General features: G+C 59.1%; 17 protein-coding genes. 7 read left to right on the forward strand and 10 right to left on the reverse strand.

Annotated features, from left to right (window positions below):
• Nucleotides 1-62: 62 nt before the first annotated feature.
• The 4 genes from AF70_RS13645 (at nucleotide 63) to tsaA (ending at nucleotide 3,167) form a co-directional block, all read left to right on the forward strand.
• Nucleotides 63-773, forward strand: coding sequence for an rRNA pseudouridine synthase (locus tag AF70_RS13645; protein ID WP_019647851.1), 711 nt, complete (start codon nucleotides 63-65; stop codon nucleotides 771-773).
• Nucleotides 774-848: 75 nt separating this feature from the next.
• On the forward strand, nucleotides 849-1,319 hold the full coding sequence (locus tag AF70_RS13650; RefSeq protein WP_018926949.1) for a DUF1456 family protein: 471 nt from the start codon (nucleotides 849-851) through the stop codon (nucleotides 1,317-1,319).
• 193 nt (nucleotides 1,320-1,512) lie between these two features.
• Nucleotides 1,513-2,283: an SDR family oxidoreductase gene (locus AF70_RS13655; RefSeq protein ID WP_028939228.1), complete on the forward strand. Its 771-nt coding sequence runs from the start codon at nucleotides 1,513-1,515 to the stop codon at nucleotides 2,281-2,283.
• Between the two features lie 185 nt (nucleotides 2,284-2,468).
• Nucleotides 2,469-3,167 carry a tRNA (N6-threonylcarbamoyladenosine(37)-N6)-methyltransferase TrmO gene (tsaA, locus tag AF70_RS13660; RefSeq protein WP_018926951.1) on the forward strand — a complete coding sequence of 233 codons (699 nt, stop codon included), beginning with the start codon at nucleotides 2,469-2,471 and terminating at the stop codon, nucleotides 3,165-3,167.
• A gap of 149 nt (nucleotides 3,168-3,316) precedes the next feature.
• On the opposite strand, the gene fpr is transcribed toward tsaA, so the two are convergent.
• Nucleotides 3,317-4,096 (reverse strand): ferredoxin-NADP reductase, encoded by a 780-nt coding sequence (gene fpr, locus AF70_RS13665; protein ID WP_002554680.1) that lies wholly within the window; start codon nucleotides 4,094-4,096, stop codon nucleotides 3,317-3,319.
• 122 nt (nucleotides 4,097-4,218) lie between these two features.
• Here fpr and AF70_RS13670 point away from each other — a divergent pair, with 122 nt between their 5' ends.
• Nucleotides 4,219-5,145 (forward strand): LysR family transcriptional regulator, encoded by a 927-nt coding sequence (locus tag AF70_RS13670; RefSeq protein WP_018926952.1) that lies wholly within the window; start codon nucleotides 4,219-4,221, stop codon nucleotides 5,143-5,145.
• Here the strand turns inward: AF70_RS13670 and AF70_RS13675 are convergent.
• From AF70_RS13675 to AF70_RS13685, 3 genes are all read right to left on the reverse strand, one after another.
• Entirely contained in the window at nucleotides 5,142-5,504 is a 363-nt protein-coding gene (locus tag AF70_RS13675) for a diacylglycerol kinase (protein WP_019580981.1), read from the reverse strand. The two genes, AF70_RS13670 and AF70_RS13675, sit on opposite strands and share 4 nt — an antisense overlap.
• A 75-nt stretch (nucleotides 5,505-5,579) precedes the next feature.
• On the reverse strand, nucleotides 5,580-6,230 hold the full coding sequence (gene erdR, locus AF70_RS13680; RefSeq protein ID WP_018926954.1) for a response regulator transcription factor ErdR: 651 nt from the start codon (nucleotides 6,228-6,230) through the stop codon (nucleotides 5,580-5,582).
• A gap of 230 nt (nucleotides 6,231-6,460) precedes the next feature.
• Nucleotides 6,461-7,219 carry a tRNA-uridine aminocarboxypropyltransferase gene (locus AF70_RS13685; RefSeq protein WP_019580982.1) on the reverse strand — a complete coding sequence of 253 codons (759 nt, stop codon included), beginning with the start codon at nucleotides 7,217-7,219 and terminating at the stop codon, nucleotides 6,461-6,463.
• Between the two features lie 189 nt (nucleotides 7,220-7,408).
• Between AF70_RS13685 and AF70_RS13690 the strand changes: the two genes are divergently transcribed.
• Nucleotides 7,409-7,834, forward strand: a complete 426-nt coding sequence (locus AF70_RS13690) for a PA3611 family quorum-sensing-regulated virulence factor (RefSeq protein ID WP_019580983.1) — start codon at nucleotides 7,409-7,411, stop codon at nucleotides 7,832-7,834.
• Here the strand turns inward: AF70_RS13690 and AF70_RS13695 are convergent, their stop codons facing one another.
• Nucleotides 7,835-8,029 carry a hypothetical protein gene (locus AF70_RS13695; RefSeq protein WP_018926957.1) on the reverse strand — a complete coding sequence of 65 codons (195 nt, stop codon included), beginning with the start codon at nucleotides 8,027-8,029 and terminating at the stop codon, nucleotides 7,835-7,837.
• 490 nt (nucleotides 8,030-8,519) lie between these two features.
• Between AF70_RS13695 and AF70_RS13700 the strand changes: the two genes are divergently transcribed.
• Nucleotides 8,520-9,638: a TIGR00730 family Rossman fold protein gene (locus AF70_RS13700; RefSeq protein WP_019580984.1), complete on the forward strand. Its 1,119-nt coding sequence runs from the start codon at nucleotides 8,520-8,522 to the stop codon at nucleotides 9,636-9,638.
• Between the two features lie 41 nt (nucleotides 9,639-9,679).
• Here AF70_RS13700 and recX read toward each other — a convergent pair whose 3' ends face one another.
• The 5 genes from recX to AF70_RS13725 form a co-directional block, all read right to left on the reverse strand.
• Complete coding sequence (recX, locus tag AF70_RS13705; RefSeq protein ID WP_028939227.1) at nucleotides 9,680-10,147, reverse strand: recombination regulator RecX; 468 nt, start codon at nucleotides 10,145-10,147, stop codon at nucleotides 9,680-9,682.
• Nucleotides 10,148-10,155: 8 nt separating this feature from the next.
• Complete coding sequence (gene recA / locus AF70_RS13710; protein ID WP_007940559.1) at nucleotides 10,156-11,208, reverse strand: recombinase RecA; 1,053 nt, start codon at nucleotides 11,206-11,208, stop codon at nucleotides 10,156-10,158.
• Nucleotides 11,209-11,291: 83 nt separating this feature from the next.
• On the reverse strand, nucleotides 11,292-11,792 hold the full coding sequence (locus AF70_RS13715; protein ID WP_019580985.1) for a CinA family protein: 501 nt from the start codon (nucleotides 11,790-11,792) through the stop codon (nucleotides 11,292-11,294).
• Between the two features lie 80 nt (nucleotides 11,793-11,872).
• A complete protein-coding gene (locus AF70_RS13720) occupies nucleotides 11,873-12,391 on the reverse strand; it encodes a lysis system i-spanin subunit Rz (protein ID WP_019580986.1) in 519 nt (172 codons plus the stop codon).
• A complete protein-coding gene (locus AF70_RS13725; RefSeq protein WP_028939226.1) occupies nucleotides 12,373-12,936 on the reverse strand; it encodes a glycoside hydrolase family 19 protein in 564 nt (187 codons plus the stop codon). The genes AF70_RS13720 and AF70_RS13725 overlap by 19 nt, the downstream gene beginning before the upstream one ends.
• Between the last annotated feature and the right edge of the window lie 48 nt (nucleotides 12,937-12,984).

Raw genomic sequence — 12,984 nt, forward strand, 5'->3', positions numbered from 1 at the left:
ACCCGCGATTAACCGGCGCCAGGCAGGTACAATGCCCACCCCTTTTTTGTTACGGCCCTGTCATGACTGACCCGATTCGTCTCTCCAAACGCCTCATCGAACTCGTCGGCTGCTCCCGTCGGGAGGCTGAGCTGTTCATCGAGGGCGGCTGGGTCACCGTCGATGGTGAAGTCATCGACGAGCCGCAGTTCAAGGTCGACACCCAGAAAGTCGAGCTCGACCCAGAGGCCAAGGCCACTGCGCCGGAGCCGGTGACCATCCTGATGAACGTCCCGGCGGGCATGGACGCGGACAGCGCCATGGCGACCCTCAGCGCCGCGACCCTGAGCGAAGAACACCGCTACGGCAAACGTCCGCTCAAGGGCCACTTCCTGCGCCTGACCGCCAGCGCCGACCTGCAGGCCAACGCCAGCGGTCTGCTGGTGTTCACCCAGGACTGGAAGATTCTGCGCAAACTCACCGCCGATGCCAGCAAGATCGAGCAGGAATATGTGGTCGAGGTCGAAGGCGACATGGTGGCTCACGGCCTCAACCGCCTGAACCACGGCCTGACGTACAAGGGCAAGGAACTGCCGCCGGTCAAGGCCAGCTGGCAGAACGAAAACCGCCTGCGCTTTGCCATGAAAAATCCACAACCGGGCGTGATCGCCCTGTTCTGCCAGGCTGTCGGCCTGAAGGTCGTCGCCATCCGCCGCATCCGCATCGGCGGCGTGTCCATCGGCAAAGTGCCCGTGGGGCAATGGCGCTACCTGTCCGGCAAAGAGAAGTTCTAAGGCTTTTCCCGCCGCCATACATTTCGGCGCCGCAGCTTCATGCGGCGCCCACAGCGAAATATCAGGACTGCACACATGATTCATAACGACGTACTGCGCAGCGTGCGCTACATGCTCGACATCAGCGACAAGAAAGTCATCGAGATCATCAAGCTCGGCGGCATGGACGTCACGCTGGAAGACCTGGTGACGTACCTCGACAAGAAAGAAGAAGACGAGGAAGGTTTCGTACGCTGCCCGGACGAAGTCATGGCGCATTTCCTCGATGGCCTGGTGATCTTCAAGCGTGGCAAGGACGAAAGCCGTCCACCGCAGCCGATCGAAGTGCCGGTGACCAACAACATCATCCTGAAGAAATTGCGTGTCGCCTTCGAACTGAAGGAAGACGACATGCACGCGATCCTCAAGGCCGCCGAGTTCCCGGTATCCAAGCCTGAGCTGAGTGCGCTGTTCCGCAAATTCGGCCACACCAACTACCGCCCGTGCGGCGATCAATTGCTGCGCAACTTCCTCAAGGGCCTGACCCTGCGCGTGCGCCCGCAGTAAACCGCGCAGCGCGCCCTGTAGGAGCCGGCTTGCTGGCGATGGCGATCTTGAGAACGCCATCGCCAGCAAGCCGGCTCCTACAAGAGCGGTCGCAAACCAATCTGTATAGATGTTTATTCCTCGCAAAAATAGTGGCTCCGCTTCCGGCGGCTGAAGACTAGGGTGTATTGACCCTCAGCTCTCAGGACTCGCCATGCATCTCTATTTCTCTCTGCAAGGCCGCACCGCTCTGGTGACCGGCGGCACCCGCGGTATCGGCAAAATGATCGCCAAGGCTTATGTCGAGGCCGGCGCCATCGTGTACGTGTGCGCCCGGGATGCCGAAGCCTGTCAGCAAACTGCCGATGAGCTGAGTGCCTTCGGGATTTGCCACGCCGTGGCCGCCAACCTGGCTCATGAAGAAGGCGTTCAGCAACTGGCTGCGCAATTGAGCGAACAGATCGGTCAGCTGGATATTCTGGTGAACAATGCCGGTACCACCTGGGGTGCGCCGCTGGAGAGTTACCCGGTCAAGGGCTGGGAAAAAGTCATGCAGCTCAACGTGACCTCGGTGTTCAACTGCATCCAGCAATTTCTACCGCTGCTGCGCAAGGCCGGTTCGGCGGCGAATCCGGCACGGATCATCAACATCGGTTCGGTGGCCGGGATTTCTTCCTTCGGCGAACAGGCGTATGCCTACGGCCCGAGCAAAGCCGCCCTGCACCAACTGTCGCGGATTCTGGCGCGAGAGCTGGTGAGCCAGCACATCAACGTCAACGTGATTGCGCCGGGACGTTTCCCTAGCAAGATGACTCAGCATATCGGCAACGATGAGCAGGCGTTTGCAGAGGACACGGCGTTGATTCCGATGAAGCGCTGGGGCCGGGAGGAAGAAATGGCGGCGCTGGCGATTAGCCTGGCGAGTACGGCCGGGGCATATATGACCGGGAATGTCATTCCTTTGGATGGCGGGTTTAGTCTCTAGATCGGCGGCGCGGCTATCGCGGGCAAGCCACGCTCCCACAGGTTTTATGCCGTACACAACATTTGCGTTCACTCGAGAACCTTGTGGGAGCGTGGCTTGCCCGCGATGACGGAGTAATAGGCAGCACCGATCTCGAGGCCGCTCGGGTTATCATGCCGCCCTAATCCCGGCCTCGACCCCAGACCATGACCTACAGCGTTTCCCCCATCGGCTTCGTGCGCTCCTGCTTCAAGGAGAAGTTCGCCATCCCGCGTCAACCGCAACTGGCCCCGGCCGCTCGGGGCGTACTGGAGCTGGTGGCGCCGTTCGATCAGGGTGATGCGGTGCAGGGGCTGGAGCAGGTCAGCCATGTGTGGCTGTTGTTCCTGTTCCATCAAGCGCTGGAAGAAAAGCCACGCCTCAAAGTTCGCCCGCCGCGTCTGGGCGGTAACAAATCCATGGGCGTGTTCGCCACCCGCGCGACGCATCGTCCTAACGGCATCGGCCAGTCGGTGGTCAAACTGGACAAGGTCGAAGCCAATCGACTGTGGATCTCCGGCATCGACTTGCTGGACGGCACGCCGGTTCTCGACATCAAACCCTACGTGCCCTACGCCGACATCATCGACACGGCGTCCAACGACATCGCCAGCGCCCCGCCGCTGCTGATTCCTGTGCAGTGGACGGACTCAGCCCTGCAACAGGCCCACGGCCACGCTCAGCGGCTTGGCGAGCCCCTGGTCGAGTTGATCGAGCAATGCCTGGCACAAGACCCACGCCCGGCGTACCAGATTCCTACGCCTGAGCGCGAATACGGCGCGCAGTTCTGGGATCTGGATGTACGCTGGCATTATCCTGAGACGGGCGTGATCCGCGTCCTGGAAGTCATTCCCGCAAAAGCCTGAACCCCGGAAACGAAAAAGCCCGCATGACCTTCTCAGGTCATGCGGGCTTTTCTGTGCACTACGCCATTGAATGTAGGAGCCGGCTTGCTGGCGATAGCGCTTTGAAGTTTGCCATCGCCAGCAAGCCGGCTCCTACAAGTGACCTTCGGTCACTTCTCGACGAACGCACGCTCGATCAGGTAATCACCCGGCTCGCGCATCCGCGGCGAAACGGTCAGGCCGAAGCTGTTCAACACTTCGCTGGTCTCGTCGAGCATGCTCGGGCTGCCGCACAGCATGGCGCGGTCGTCCTGCGGGTTGATCGGCGGCAGGCCGATGTCGCTGAACAGCTTGCCACTGCGCATCAGGTCGGTCAGGCGGCCTTCGTTTTCGAACGGCTCGCGGGTCACGGTCGGGTAGTAGATCAACTTGTCACGCAGAGCCTCGCCGAAGAACTCGTTCTGCGGCAGGTGCTCGGTGATGAATTCGCGGTAAGCGACTTCATTGACGTAACGCACGCCGTGGCACAGGATCACTTTTTCGAAACGCTCGTAGGTTTCCGGGTCCTGGATGACGCTCATGAACGGCGCCAGACCGGTACCGGTGCTGAGCAGGTACAAATGCTTGCCAGGCTTCAAGTCATCCAGCACCAGGGTGCCGGTAGGCTTCTTGCTGATGATGATCTCGTCGCCTTCCTTCAGATGCTGCAACTGGGAAGTCAGCGGGCCATCAGGCACTTTGATGCTGAAGAACTCGAGATGCTCTTCCCAGTTCGGGCTGGCAATCGAGTAAGCGCGCATGAGCGGCCGGCCGTTGGGCTGTTGCAGGCCGATCATCACGAACTGACCGTTCTCGAAGCGCAGGCCCGGATCGCGGGTGCACTTGAAGCTGAACAGAGTGTCGTTCCAGTGATGAACACTGAGGACACGCTCGTGGTTCATGTTGCTCATGTACGTGGGACTCCTGGAGATTTTGCCTGCGCCAATGATGTGCACAATTGCATCGCATTCTAATGGCAGCGACAATATCTGTTAAATGGATTATTAAGATAAGGGTTATCGGTTATATCGATATGCGATTTACTCTCCGTCAACTTCAAGTATTCGTCGCCGTCGCCCAGCAGGAAAGCGTATCCCGTGCTGCGGGCCTGCTCAACCTCTCGCAATCGGCGGCAAGCACCTCGATCACCGAGCTGGAGCGCCAGTGCAGCTGTCAGCTGTTCGATCGCGCCGGCAAACGGCTGAGCCTCAACGCCCTCGGCAAACAGCTATTGCCGCAAGCGGTGGCCCTGCTCGATCAGGCCAAGGAAATCGAAGACTTGCTCAACGGCAAGTCCGGTTTCGGCTCCCTGGCGGTCGGCGCGACCCTGACCATCGGCAATTACCTGGCCACCCTGCTGATCGGCAGCTTCATGCAGCGCCATCCGGAAAGCCAGGTGAAGCTGCATGTGCAGAACACCGCCAACATCGTGCAACAGGTGGCTCACTATGAAATTGATCTGGGTCTAATCGAAGGCGACTGCAGCCATCCGGACATCGAAGTGCAGAGCTGGGTCGAAGATGAACTGGTGGTGTTCTGCGCGCCCCAGCATCCGCTGGCTCAACGCGGTATTGCCACTATGGAGGAGCTGAGTCATGAGGCGTGGATTCTCCGAGAACAAGGCTCGGGCACGCGGCTGACCTTTGACCAGGCCATGCGTCACCACCGCAGCGCGCTGAACATTCGCCTGGAACTGGAACACACCGAAGCGATCAAGCGCGCGGTGGAGTCAGGGTTGGGGATTGGCTGCATTTCGCGCCTGGCGCTGCGCGATGCGTTCCGTCGTGGCAGCCTGGTACCAGTAGAAACACCGGATCTGGACTTGGCGCGGCAGTTCTATTTCATCTGGCACAAACAGAAATACCAGACCTCGGCGATGCGCGAGTTCCTCGAACTGTGCCGCGCCTTCACCGCCGGGGTTCAGCGCAGCGACGAGATCGTTCTGCCTGCCATCGCTTAAAGCAGGATCACCGCCCACACCAACGCGATCATGCTCAACGCCACGAGTTGAGCGGCACTGCCCATGTCCTTGGCGTTCTTGGACAGTGGGTGCAACTCCAGGGAAATGCGGTCGATGGCCGCTTCCACCGCCGAGTTGAGCAATTCGACGATCAACGCCAACAGGCAGACTGCAATCAGCAGCGCCTGCTCGACACGGCTGACATTCAGGAAGAACGACAGCGGAATCAGGATGGCATTGAGCAACACCAGTTGCCGGAAGGCCGCCTCGCCAGTGAAGGCCGCGCGCAGGCCGTCCAGGGAATAGCCGGAGGCGTTGAGGATGCGTTTTAGGCCGGTCTGGCCTTTGAAAGGTGACATAGAGTAAGCAACTGACCAAAAAGGAGTGGGAAAGCTAGATTAAGCAAAGTCAAAAAAGCGTGAATACATAACACCTTAGTGGCTCGAAATTGACTCAAGTTGTTGCAAGAGCAGCGCCGCCTGAGTCCGGGTCCGTACATTCAGCTTACGGAAAATCGCAGTGACGTGGGCCTTGATCGTCGCTTCGGACACGCTCAATTCGTAAGCAATCTGCTTGTTCAGCAAACCCTCACAGACCATGGTCAACACCCGGAACTGCTGGGGCGTCAGGCTGGCAAGGCCTTCGCTGGCCGCCTTGGCTTCGTCGGAAACGCTGACGGCTTCGAAGGCCTGGGGCGGCCAGAAAACGTCACCATCGAGCACCGCGCGCACGGCTTTCTGAATGACACTCAGGTCACTGGACTTGGGAATGAAACCGCTGGCGCCGAACTCACGGGACTTCACCATGATCGACGCTTCTTCCTGCGCCGATACCATCACCACCGGAATCTGCGGGTACTGACCGCGCAACAACACCAGCCCGGAAAAACCGTAGGCCCCTGGCATGTTCAGGTCCAGCAACACCAGGTCCCAATCGGCCTTTTCGGTCAGACGGCTTTCCAGCTCGGCAATGCTCGCCACTTCCACCAGACGGACATCCGGGCCCAGGCCCAGGGTCAATGCTTGATGCAAGGCACTACGAAAAAGAGGGTGGTCATCGGCAATCAGGATTTCGTATGTGGCCATTTTTCAAATGATCCTGTTTTTTGTGGGACGCCCGATGCATTCAGACCTCGCCAAAACAACTCAAGGTGCCGCCACGTAGCGGCACCAACAGGGCACGTTCAACGCCAATCACGTCGGCGTATCAAACCGTGGCCGCGCCCTAATCGGCGCCAAGCATGCCCAGCGAAGCCGGGGTGGTCAAGTTGCATGGCGCGGCCAACGGGCCTCGTTCCTTGCAGTATGGGCGACGTTCAGCCGACAACGGGCGCCGCGTGCTGTACGAAGGGCATCAGCTCGGCGTGGGCCGGTGTTTCAACATTCATATCCAGCTGATGTTTAGCGTCCAGGTAATGCTGGCTGAACACATCAAAATAGGCGTCCAGTGCCGATGCAGCGTCTGTATCGCCAGCAAGATCCAGACACAGCGCGGCCACTTCGGCCGTGCACAGGTGCTCGCTGCGCGTGGACCTGCGCAATCGGTAGCGTGAAAGCTTCTCCGGGAGCAGGCTCAGAATCGGCAACCCATCAAAATAAGGGCTTTTTCGGAAAATCTTCCGGGCTTCGGTCCAGGTGGCGTCCAGCAGAATGAACAGCGGGCGCTTGGTGCTATCGACCGCGACACTGTGGGTAACTCGCTCGGGTTCGACGTATTCGCCCGGAAACACCAGGTACGGTTGCCATTGCGGATCGGCCAACAGCGCCAGCAGTTGCTCATCAATCTCGGTGCGCGACCAGATGAATGCATGATTGTCGCGCACCACATCAGCGATCAGCCAACCGGTGTTGCTCGGCTTGAACACTTCTTTATTGGTCATGATCAGGCACACGCCGCTGCGGGCTTCGACCTGCGGGCGCCAGGCGCACAGACAATGGCTCTCGATCACGCGGCAGACACGGCAACGCGGTGCACGCCAGCCTCGGGCCTGAATCGGCTTGATGCCTGCCTCTTCGCGCTCATCGCGCAAGCGGGCGACGGCGTTCGTCGCAAAGTGTGCAGGGGTTTGACTCATCGCAGGCAACGCCGACGGCTAAGGGAAATCGACACAAAAAACACTCGGCAAGGCAAAAAGTGCCGGCAGTTTACCAGAGGGTTCGGCGCAAGCCTGTACCGTCCGGGACTCCTCCCCTATAATTCGCCGCCACTGAACGCACAGTCATGTGACGGGTCGAACCACCAGTCACTGAACCAGGAGAGTTTCATGCTGCGCCTTATCGTTCCCACCGCTGCCGTTTTGCTGGCGTCGTCCTTTAGCGCTCAGGCTGCATCCTTGAGTGAGCAGAATCTCAACAGAGAGCTGCGAAACGTCGCCGTACAAAGCAGCGTTGGCACTCCACGGGCGATCAACGAAGACATTCTTGATCAGGGCTACACCGCAGAAGGAAAAGTGCTGATCAACCACTTGAGCGTGCAAAGCAGCCACGCCGAAAAAATGCGCGCCGATCCCAAAGCTGTGTACTTCCAGCTTGGCGCCTCCGTATGCAGAAACCCAGGGTTCCGCAAGCTGATGGCCAAGGGCGCGATCATGCGTTACGACTTCACCGAGGTGAAGACCAACCGTCCGGTCGGCTCCGCAAGCTTCCAGGACTCGGACTGCCCGAAAGAGACTCCCGCGAAGAAGAAATAATTACCTGGCATTGGCGCGCCGCTGTTCATCCTCGGCGCGCAGCTCTGCCAACAGCGCCTGCAAGTAACGCGAACGTCGCTCCCCACCCTCCAGACGTCGGCAGCACTCTTCTTCGAGACTCAAATGATGGGTCTCGGCCGATGCTTTCAGCAATCGATACAGTTGCGCATCGATCTCCAGAGTCACTCTGGGCATGGTTTCCCGCCTCCCTGCATGCATTGATCGCCGTTGATCACGCGATAAATCCCTGAATTGCTTGAATGTTGCGTCCTGCCGTTGACGCAAAGTTGTCGTGTCACGCCTGTAACTTAGTAAATCAGAGCGCGAGACATGCGGCTTGCGTTCAGACGAGCGGTGAAAGCACCTTGCAAATCGTCAATAAGCGGTTGCCAGGAAAGACTTTGCGGCGCAATGATCAAGCCAGCGAAAATCGTTGCGAGGGTCTAAATTCAAAGTGTTCATGTTGTTTTTTTAAGGGCAGAAAAGGGGCTGCCCATTACGGTGTCTTATTGTGCGAACGTTTCTTTCATTCAAGGGATAAGCAGAGCCCGTATGGATGGCTCGATTGCAATCGAGTCAGGTAGAGCGCCCAGGCATGGGCTTGGGCAGACAGCGACACAAGGGGTGTCGCGGCGCCGACGATTGTTTTGTCGGGCCGACGGTTCTGTGCAGAAGGAGAAGTTGAATGCCTTACCAACCGAATGACCTACTGAGCCGTCATTTTCAAGAAAGCGGCCACGACCTCACCAGCAAGGTCGAAGAACAACTCAACCTGGTTTCACCCAACAGCCCCAACATCCCGATTTACCGCGACATGATCCTGACCGTGCTGCGCATGGCTCAGGAAGATCACAACCGCTGGAACGCCAAGATCACCCTGCAAACCTTGCGTGAACTCGAGCACGCTTTCCGTGTGCTGGAGCAGTTCAAGGGACGGCGTAAAGTTACCGTTTTTGGCTCGGCACGCACGCCGATAGAACACCCGCTATATGGTCTGGCCCGAGAACTGGGCGCCGCCCTGGCGCGCTCGGACCTGATGGTCATCACCGGTGCCGGTGGCGGCATCATGGCGGCGGCCCATGAAGGTGCCGGCCTGGAACACAGCCTGGGATTCAATATCACCCTGCCCTTCGAGCAACATGCCAATCCCACGGTCAATGGCACTGCCAACCTGCTGCCCTTCCACTTTTTCTTTACCCGCAAGTTGTTCTTCGTCAAGGAAGCCGATGCGCTGGTCCTGTGTCCAGGCGGTTTCGGTACTCTGGATGAAGCACTGGAGGTGCTGACCCTGATCCAGACCGGCAAAAGCCCGCTGGTGCCCGTGGTGCTACTGGATGCACCAGGCGGTACGTTCTGGCAAGGCGCGCTGGACTTCATTCACCATCAACTGGAGGAAAATCGCTACATCCTGCCGACCGACATGAAGCTGTTGAGCCTGGTCTACAGCGTCGAAGAGGCCGTGGAGCAGATCAACCAGTTCTACAGCAACTTCCACTCAAGCCGCTGGCTCAAACATCAGTTCGTGATTCGCATGAACCACAAGCTCAGCGACCGGGCACTTGAACACATGCAGGAGGCATTCGCCGACCTGTGCCTGAGCGATCATTTCCATCAGCATGCCTACAGTGGCGAGGAGCACGACGAAGCGCAGTTCAGCCATCTGGTGCGCTTGTCCTTTACCTTCAACGCTCGTGATCATGGTCGTCTGCGAGAATTGGTGGATTACATCAACCTGCCGGAAAACTGGGCCCAGTCCAGACCCCAGGCGCAGCAACGCACACGGGAACCGTCCAAGGTAACGTGATGCAAAAAACGGCCCGCTATCGAAATAGCGAGCCGTTTCAGTCAATCGTCCATCCCTCGGCCGCTGAACAAGCGGCTGATCATTTCCATGGAATATCCCCGATAACTCAGGAACCTGCCCTGTTTGGCACGTTCTCGGGCGTCTATCGGTAAATGCCCGGAAAATTTGCGCCGCCAGGTGTCTTCCAGTAGTTCCTGCCAATCGATACCACTCTCGCGCAAGGCGAGCTCAATGTCGGTACGTTGCAGGCCACGCTGGCTCAGCTCTTCGCGAATGCGCAAAGGGCCATATCCGGAACGGGCACGGTAGGAAACGAAGCTTTCGAGGTAACGGGATTCGGACAACAAGCCCTCTTCCGTCAAGCGGTCGAGTGCTGTGTCGATCATTTCAGGGAGGGCGCCGCGCTGACGCAGTTTACGCGTCAGCTCGACTCGACCGTGCTCGCGTCGCGCGAGCAGGTCCATTGCGGTTCGCCGCACCGCGACGAGTGTATCGAGTACGGCGGTCATCGGATCGATCAGATATCAGCGTCAGCCAGGTCGTCTTCGGTCTCTCTGACGGCCGAAGCCTTGACGTCCGGTGCTGGGGTCAGCAGCTTGTCGCGCAGCTGCTTCTCGAGAGTCGCGGCGATTTCCGGATTGTCTGCCAGGAACTTGGCCGAGTTGGCCTTGCCCTGACCGATCTTGGTGCCGTTGTAGGCATACCAGGCACCGGACTTCTCGACGAAACCGTGCAGCACACCCAGGTCGATCATCTCACCGTTGAGGTAAATGCCCTTGCCGTAAAGAATCTGGAACTCGGCCTGACGGAACGGCGAAGCCACCTTGTTCTTCACGACTTTGACGCGGGTTTCACTACCGACGACTTCATCACCTTCTTTCACCGCGCCAGTACGACGGATGTCCAGACGAACCGATGCGTAGAACTTCAGCGCGTTACCACCGGTGGTGGTTTCCGGGCTGCCGAACATCACGCCGATTTTCATGCGGATCTGGTTGATGAAGATCACCAGGCAGTTGGCGTTCTTGATGTTACCGGTGATTTTACGCAGCGCCTGGGACATCAGACGGGCTTGCAGGCCCACGTGCATGTCGCCCATTTCGCCTTCGATTTCAGCCTTTGGCACCAGAGCGGCCACGGAGTCGACGATGATCACGTCAACGGCGTTGGAACGCACCAGCATGTCGGTGATTTCCAGGGCCTGCTCGCCGGTGTCCGGCTGGGAAACCAGCAGGTCGTCGACGTTGACGCCCAGCTTGCCGGCGTACTCAGGGTCGAGAGCGTGTTCGGCGTCGACGAATGCGCAGGTCGCGCCGGCTTTTTGAGCCTGGGCGATCACCGACAATGTCAGGGTGGTTTTACCGGAGGATTCAGGACCGTAGATTTCAACGATACGGCCTTTTGGCAGGCCGCCAATGCCGAGCGCGATGTCCAGACCCAGAGAGCCAGTGGAAATGGCCGGGATCGCCTGACGGTCCTGATCGCCCATACGCATTACGGCACCCTTGCCGAATTGACGTTCGATCTGACCCAGGGCCGCAGCCAAGGCTTTCTTCTTGTTGTCGTCCATTAAAGTCCTCACGTAATCAATAAGGCCTGACGGCCAACACCTGTATAAGTAGCCAGTATTATTCCACAGCGTTTCAGGATCGCCTACCCCTGATTTGAGATTTCTCCAACGGTATGCCGCAGCAGCCCCTCTAGCGCGGCCTTCACCGTTTGTCGGCGGACCTCGTCACGGTTACCGACAAAGTGCTGGACCTCGCTGAACACCTGCTCACCGACGCCCCAGGCCAGCCACACCGTGCCCACGGGCTTGTTCGGCGAACCGCCATCCGGCCCCGCCACACCGCTGACCGCCACGGCAAACCGCGCCCGGCTTTTTTCCTGCGCGCCTCGGACCATGGCCTCGACCACCTCGCGACTGACCGCTCCGACGGTTGAAAACAACTCGGTCGGGACGTTCAGCTGCTGGATTTTCTGGCGGTTGGAGTAGGTGACATAACCGGCCTCGAACCACGCCGAACTCCCGGGGATACGGGTGATCGCCTCGGCAATTCCGCCCCCTGTGCAGGATTCGGCAGTGGTGACGTGGGCATTGAGAACCTGCAAGCGCCTGCCAAGTTCAGCGGCCAGCTGAGTAATATCTTTCACGGCTCTCTCCTGATCGAGCGGAATGAGCACTACCGTACACGAGCGGATCACGCTTGCAAGGTTCAGGATCGATCAAAATGTTAGCGAGCCAGGGCTCTGACGTAGGCCTGACAGGCCTGCAAGGCAATCAGTCCGCGATCACCGGCGTCGGTGATCGCGATAATTCGTTGAGCATGCGCCGGGTCAAGTCGGGCTCGCGGGGCGCCATGATCCACGCCGCCGGCGCCGGAGGTGGCTGGCACTGCGCAGGTAGAGGCAGCGTCATGGGCATCGAGGAGGACTGACAGGCGCACATCAGCAGTGGCAAGACGATCGCGCAGGCGACTTTGATCATGTTCGGCATCGCTAAGCGCTCGATAATGGGTTTGTTCACTGGCCGACAGTCGCTGCTCCAGGGCCAGACGCCTGTTTTGTTCGGCCTGTTGCTCGGTGGCGGTCGCCAGAGTCAGTTGATTAAGGGTCTCGGCGTGCAGCCTGGCCTGTTCCGCCAGTTGCCGGTCGTAGCGCCAATCCTGAAACTGCCAGGCCAGCGCCGCCGAACAACCGGCCAGCACCAGCAGACCGATCAATCGCCAACTGATCAGACCGAGGACTGGCATAGCACCGACCTCGCCCGCGCCCAGGTTTCCAGGCGATCCTGCAACCCGTTCAGCCCGCCGTTGATACGGCGAGTGATGCTGTTGAACTGGTCGCGATCGGCCAATTCATTCAGGCCATTCTGCTCCCAGAACCAGGCGGCGGACTCGGCCGCCCATTGCGGTTGCTCCAGCAATTCAGGTAACGCCAACAAACGTTCATCGCCAAACAGGCCGAGACTGCATTGGCGGTAGTTGTTACGCCCAGTGATCTGGATCAGGCCTCGGCCACGGTACTTTTGACCGTCGCCGTCGGGTTCCGGGGTGTTGCCCAACCGGGCGGCCAGGGTGCCGGTGTCGTATTTGCTCAGGTATTGCGTGCTGCCCAGTTCGCGTACGTACTGCAACTGTCCCGACTCATGGCCGACTTGCGCGAGAAAGGCGGCGATGCGCTTCGGGGTGTTGATGTTGCGGTGGGACATGGCGGTGTTGAGGGCGGAAATGAAAACGCCCGCTTGGGAGCGGGCGTTGGGCATGATGCTTTGTAGTTGCTGTTGTGTAACGGTCATATAGCTCCAAAAAAGGGTCGTCTCGTGCTGACACCGACAAGTGCGTGG

The organism is Pseudomonas sp. KD5 (genome assembly GCF_012932895.1).
Classification (GTDB): domain Bacteria; phylum Pseudomonadota; class Gammaproteobacteria; order Pseudomonadales; family Pseudomonadaceae; genus Aquipseudomonas.

Excerpts from the sequence above, each read along its gene's own strand:
- AF70_RS13645 (WP_019647851.1), top strand. The coding sequence starts at position 63 with ATGACTGACCCGATTCGTCTCTCCAAACGCCTCATCGAACTCGTCGGC.
- AF70_RS13650 (WP_018926949.1), top strand. The coding sequence starts at position 849 with ATGATTCATAACGACGTACTGCGCAGCGTGCGCTACATGCTCGACATC.
- AF70_RS13655 (WP_028939228.1), top strand. The coding sequence starts at position 1,513 with ATGCATCTCTATTTCTCTCTGCAAGGCCGCACCGCTCTGGTGACCGGC.
- tsaA (WP_018926951.1), top strand. The coding sequence starts at position 2,469 with ATGACCTACAGCGTTTCCCCCATCGGCTTCGTGCGCTCCTGCTTCAAG.
- fpr (WP_002554680.1), bottom strand. The coding sequence starts at position 4,096 with ATGAGCAACATGAACCACGAGCGTGTCCTCAGTGTTCATCACTGGAAC.
- AF70_RS13670 (WP_018926952.1), top strand. The coding sequence starts at position 4,219 with ATGCGATTTACTCTCCGTCAACTTCAAGTATTCGTCGCCGTCGCCCAG.
- AF70_RS13675 (WP_019580981.1), bottom strand. The coding sequence starts at position 5,504 with ATGTCACCTTTCAAAGGCCAGACCGGCCTAAAACGCATCCTCAACGCC.
- erdR (WP_018926954.1), bottom strand. The coding sequence starts at position 6,230 with ATGGCCACATACGAAATCCTGATTGCCGATGACCACCCTCTTTTTCGT.
- AF70_RS13685 (WP_019580982.1), bottom strand. The coding sequence starts at position 7,219 with ATGAGTCAAACCCCTGCACACTTTGCGACGAACGCCGTCGCCCGCTTG.
- AF70_RS13690 (WP_019580983.1), top strand. The coding sequence starts at position 7,409 with ATGCTGCGCCTTATCGTTCCCACCGCTGCCGTTTTGCTGGCGTCGTCC.
- AF70_RS13695 (WP_018926957.1), bottom strand. The coding sequence starts at position 8,029 with ATGCCCAGAGTGACTCTGGAGATCGATGCGCAACTGTATCGATTGCTG.
- AF70_RS13700 (WP_019580984.1), top strand. The coding sequence starts at position 8,520 with ATGCCTTACCAACCGAATGACCTACTGAGCCGTCATTTTCAAGAAAGC.
- recX (WP_028939227.1), bottom strand. The coding sequence starts at position 10,147 with ATGACCGCCGTACTCGATACACTCGTCGCGGTGCGGCGAACCGCAATG.
- recA (WP_007940559.1), bottom strand. The coding sequence starts at position 11,208 with ATGGACGACAACAAGAAGAAAGCCTTGGCTGCGGCCCTGGGTCAGATC.
- AF70_RS13720 (WP_019580986.1), bottom strand. The coding sequence starts at position 12,391 with ATGCCAGTCCTCGGTCTGATCAGTTGGCGATTGATCGGTCTGCTGGTG.
- AF70_RS13725 (WP_028939226.1), bottom strand. The coding sequence starts at position 12,936 with ATGACCGTTACACAACAGCAACTACAAAGCATCATGCCCAACGCCCGC.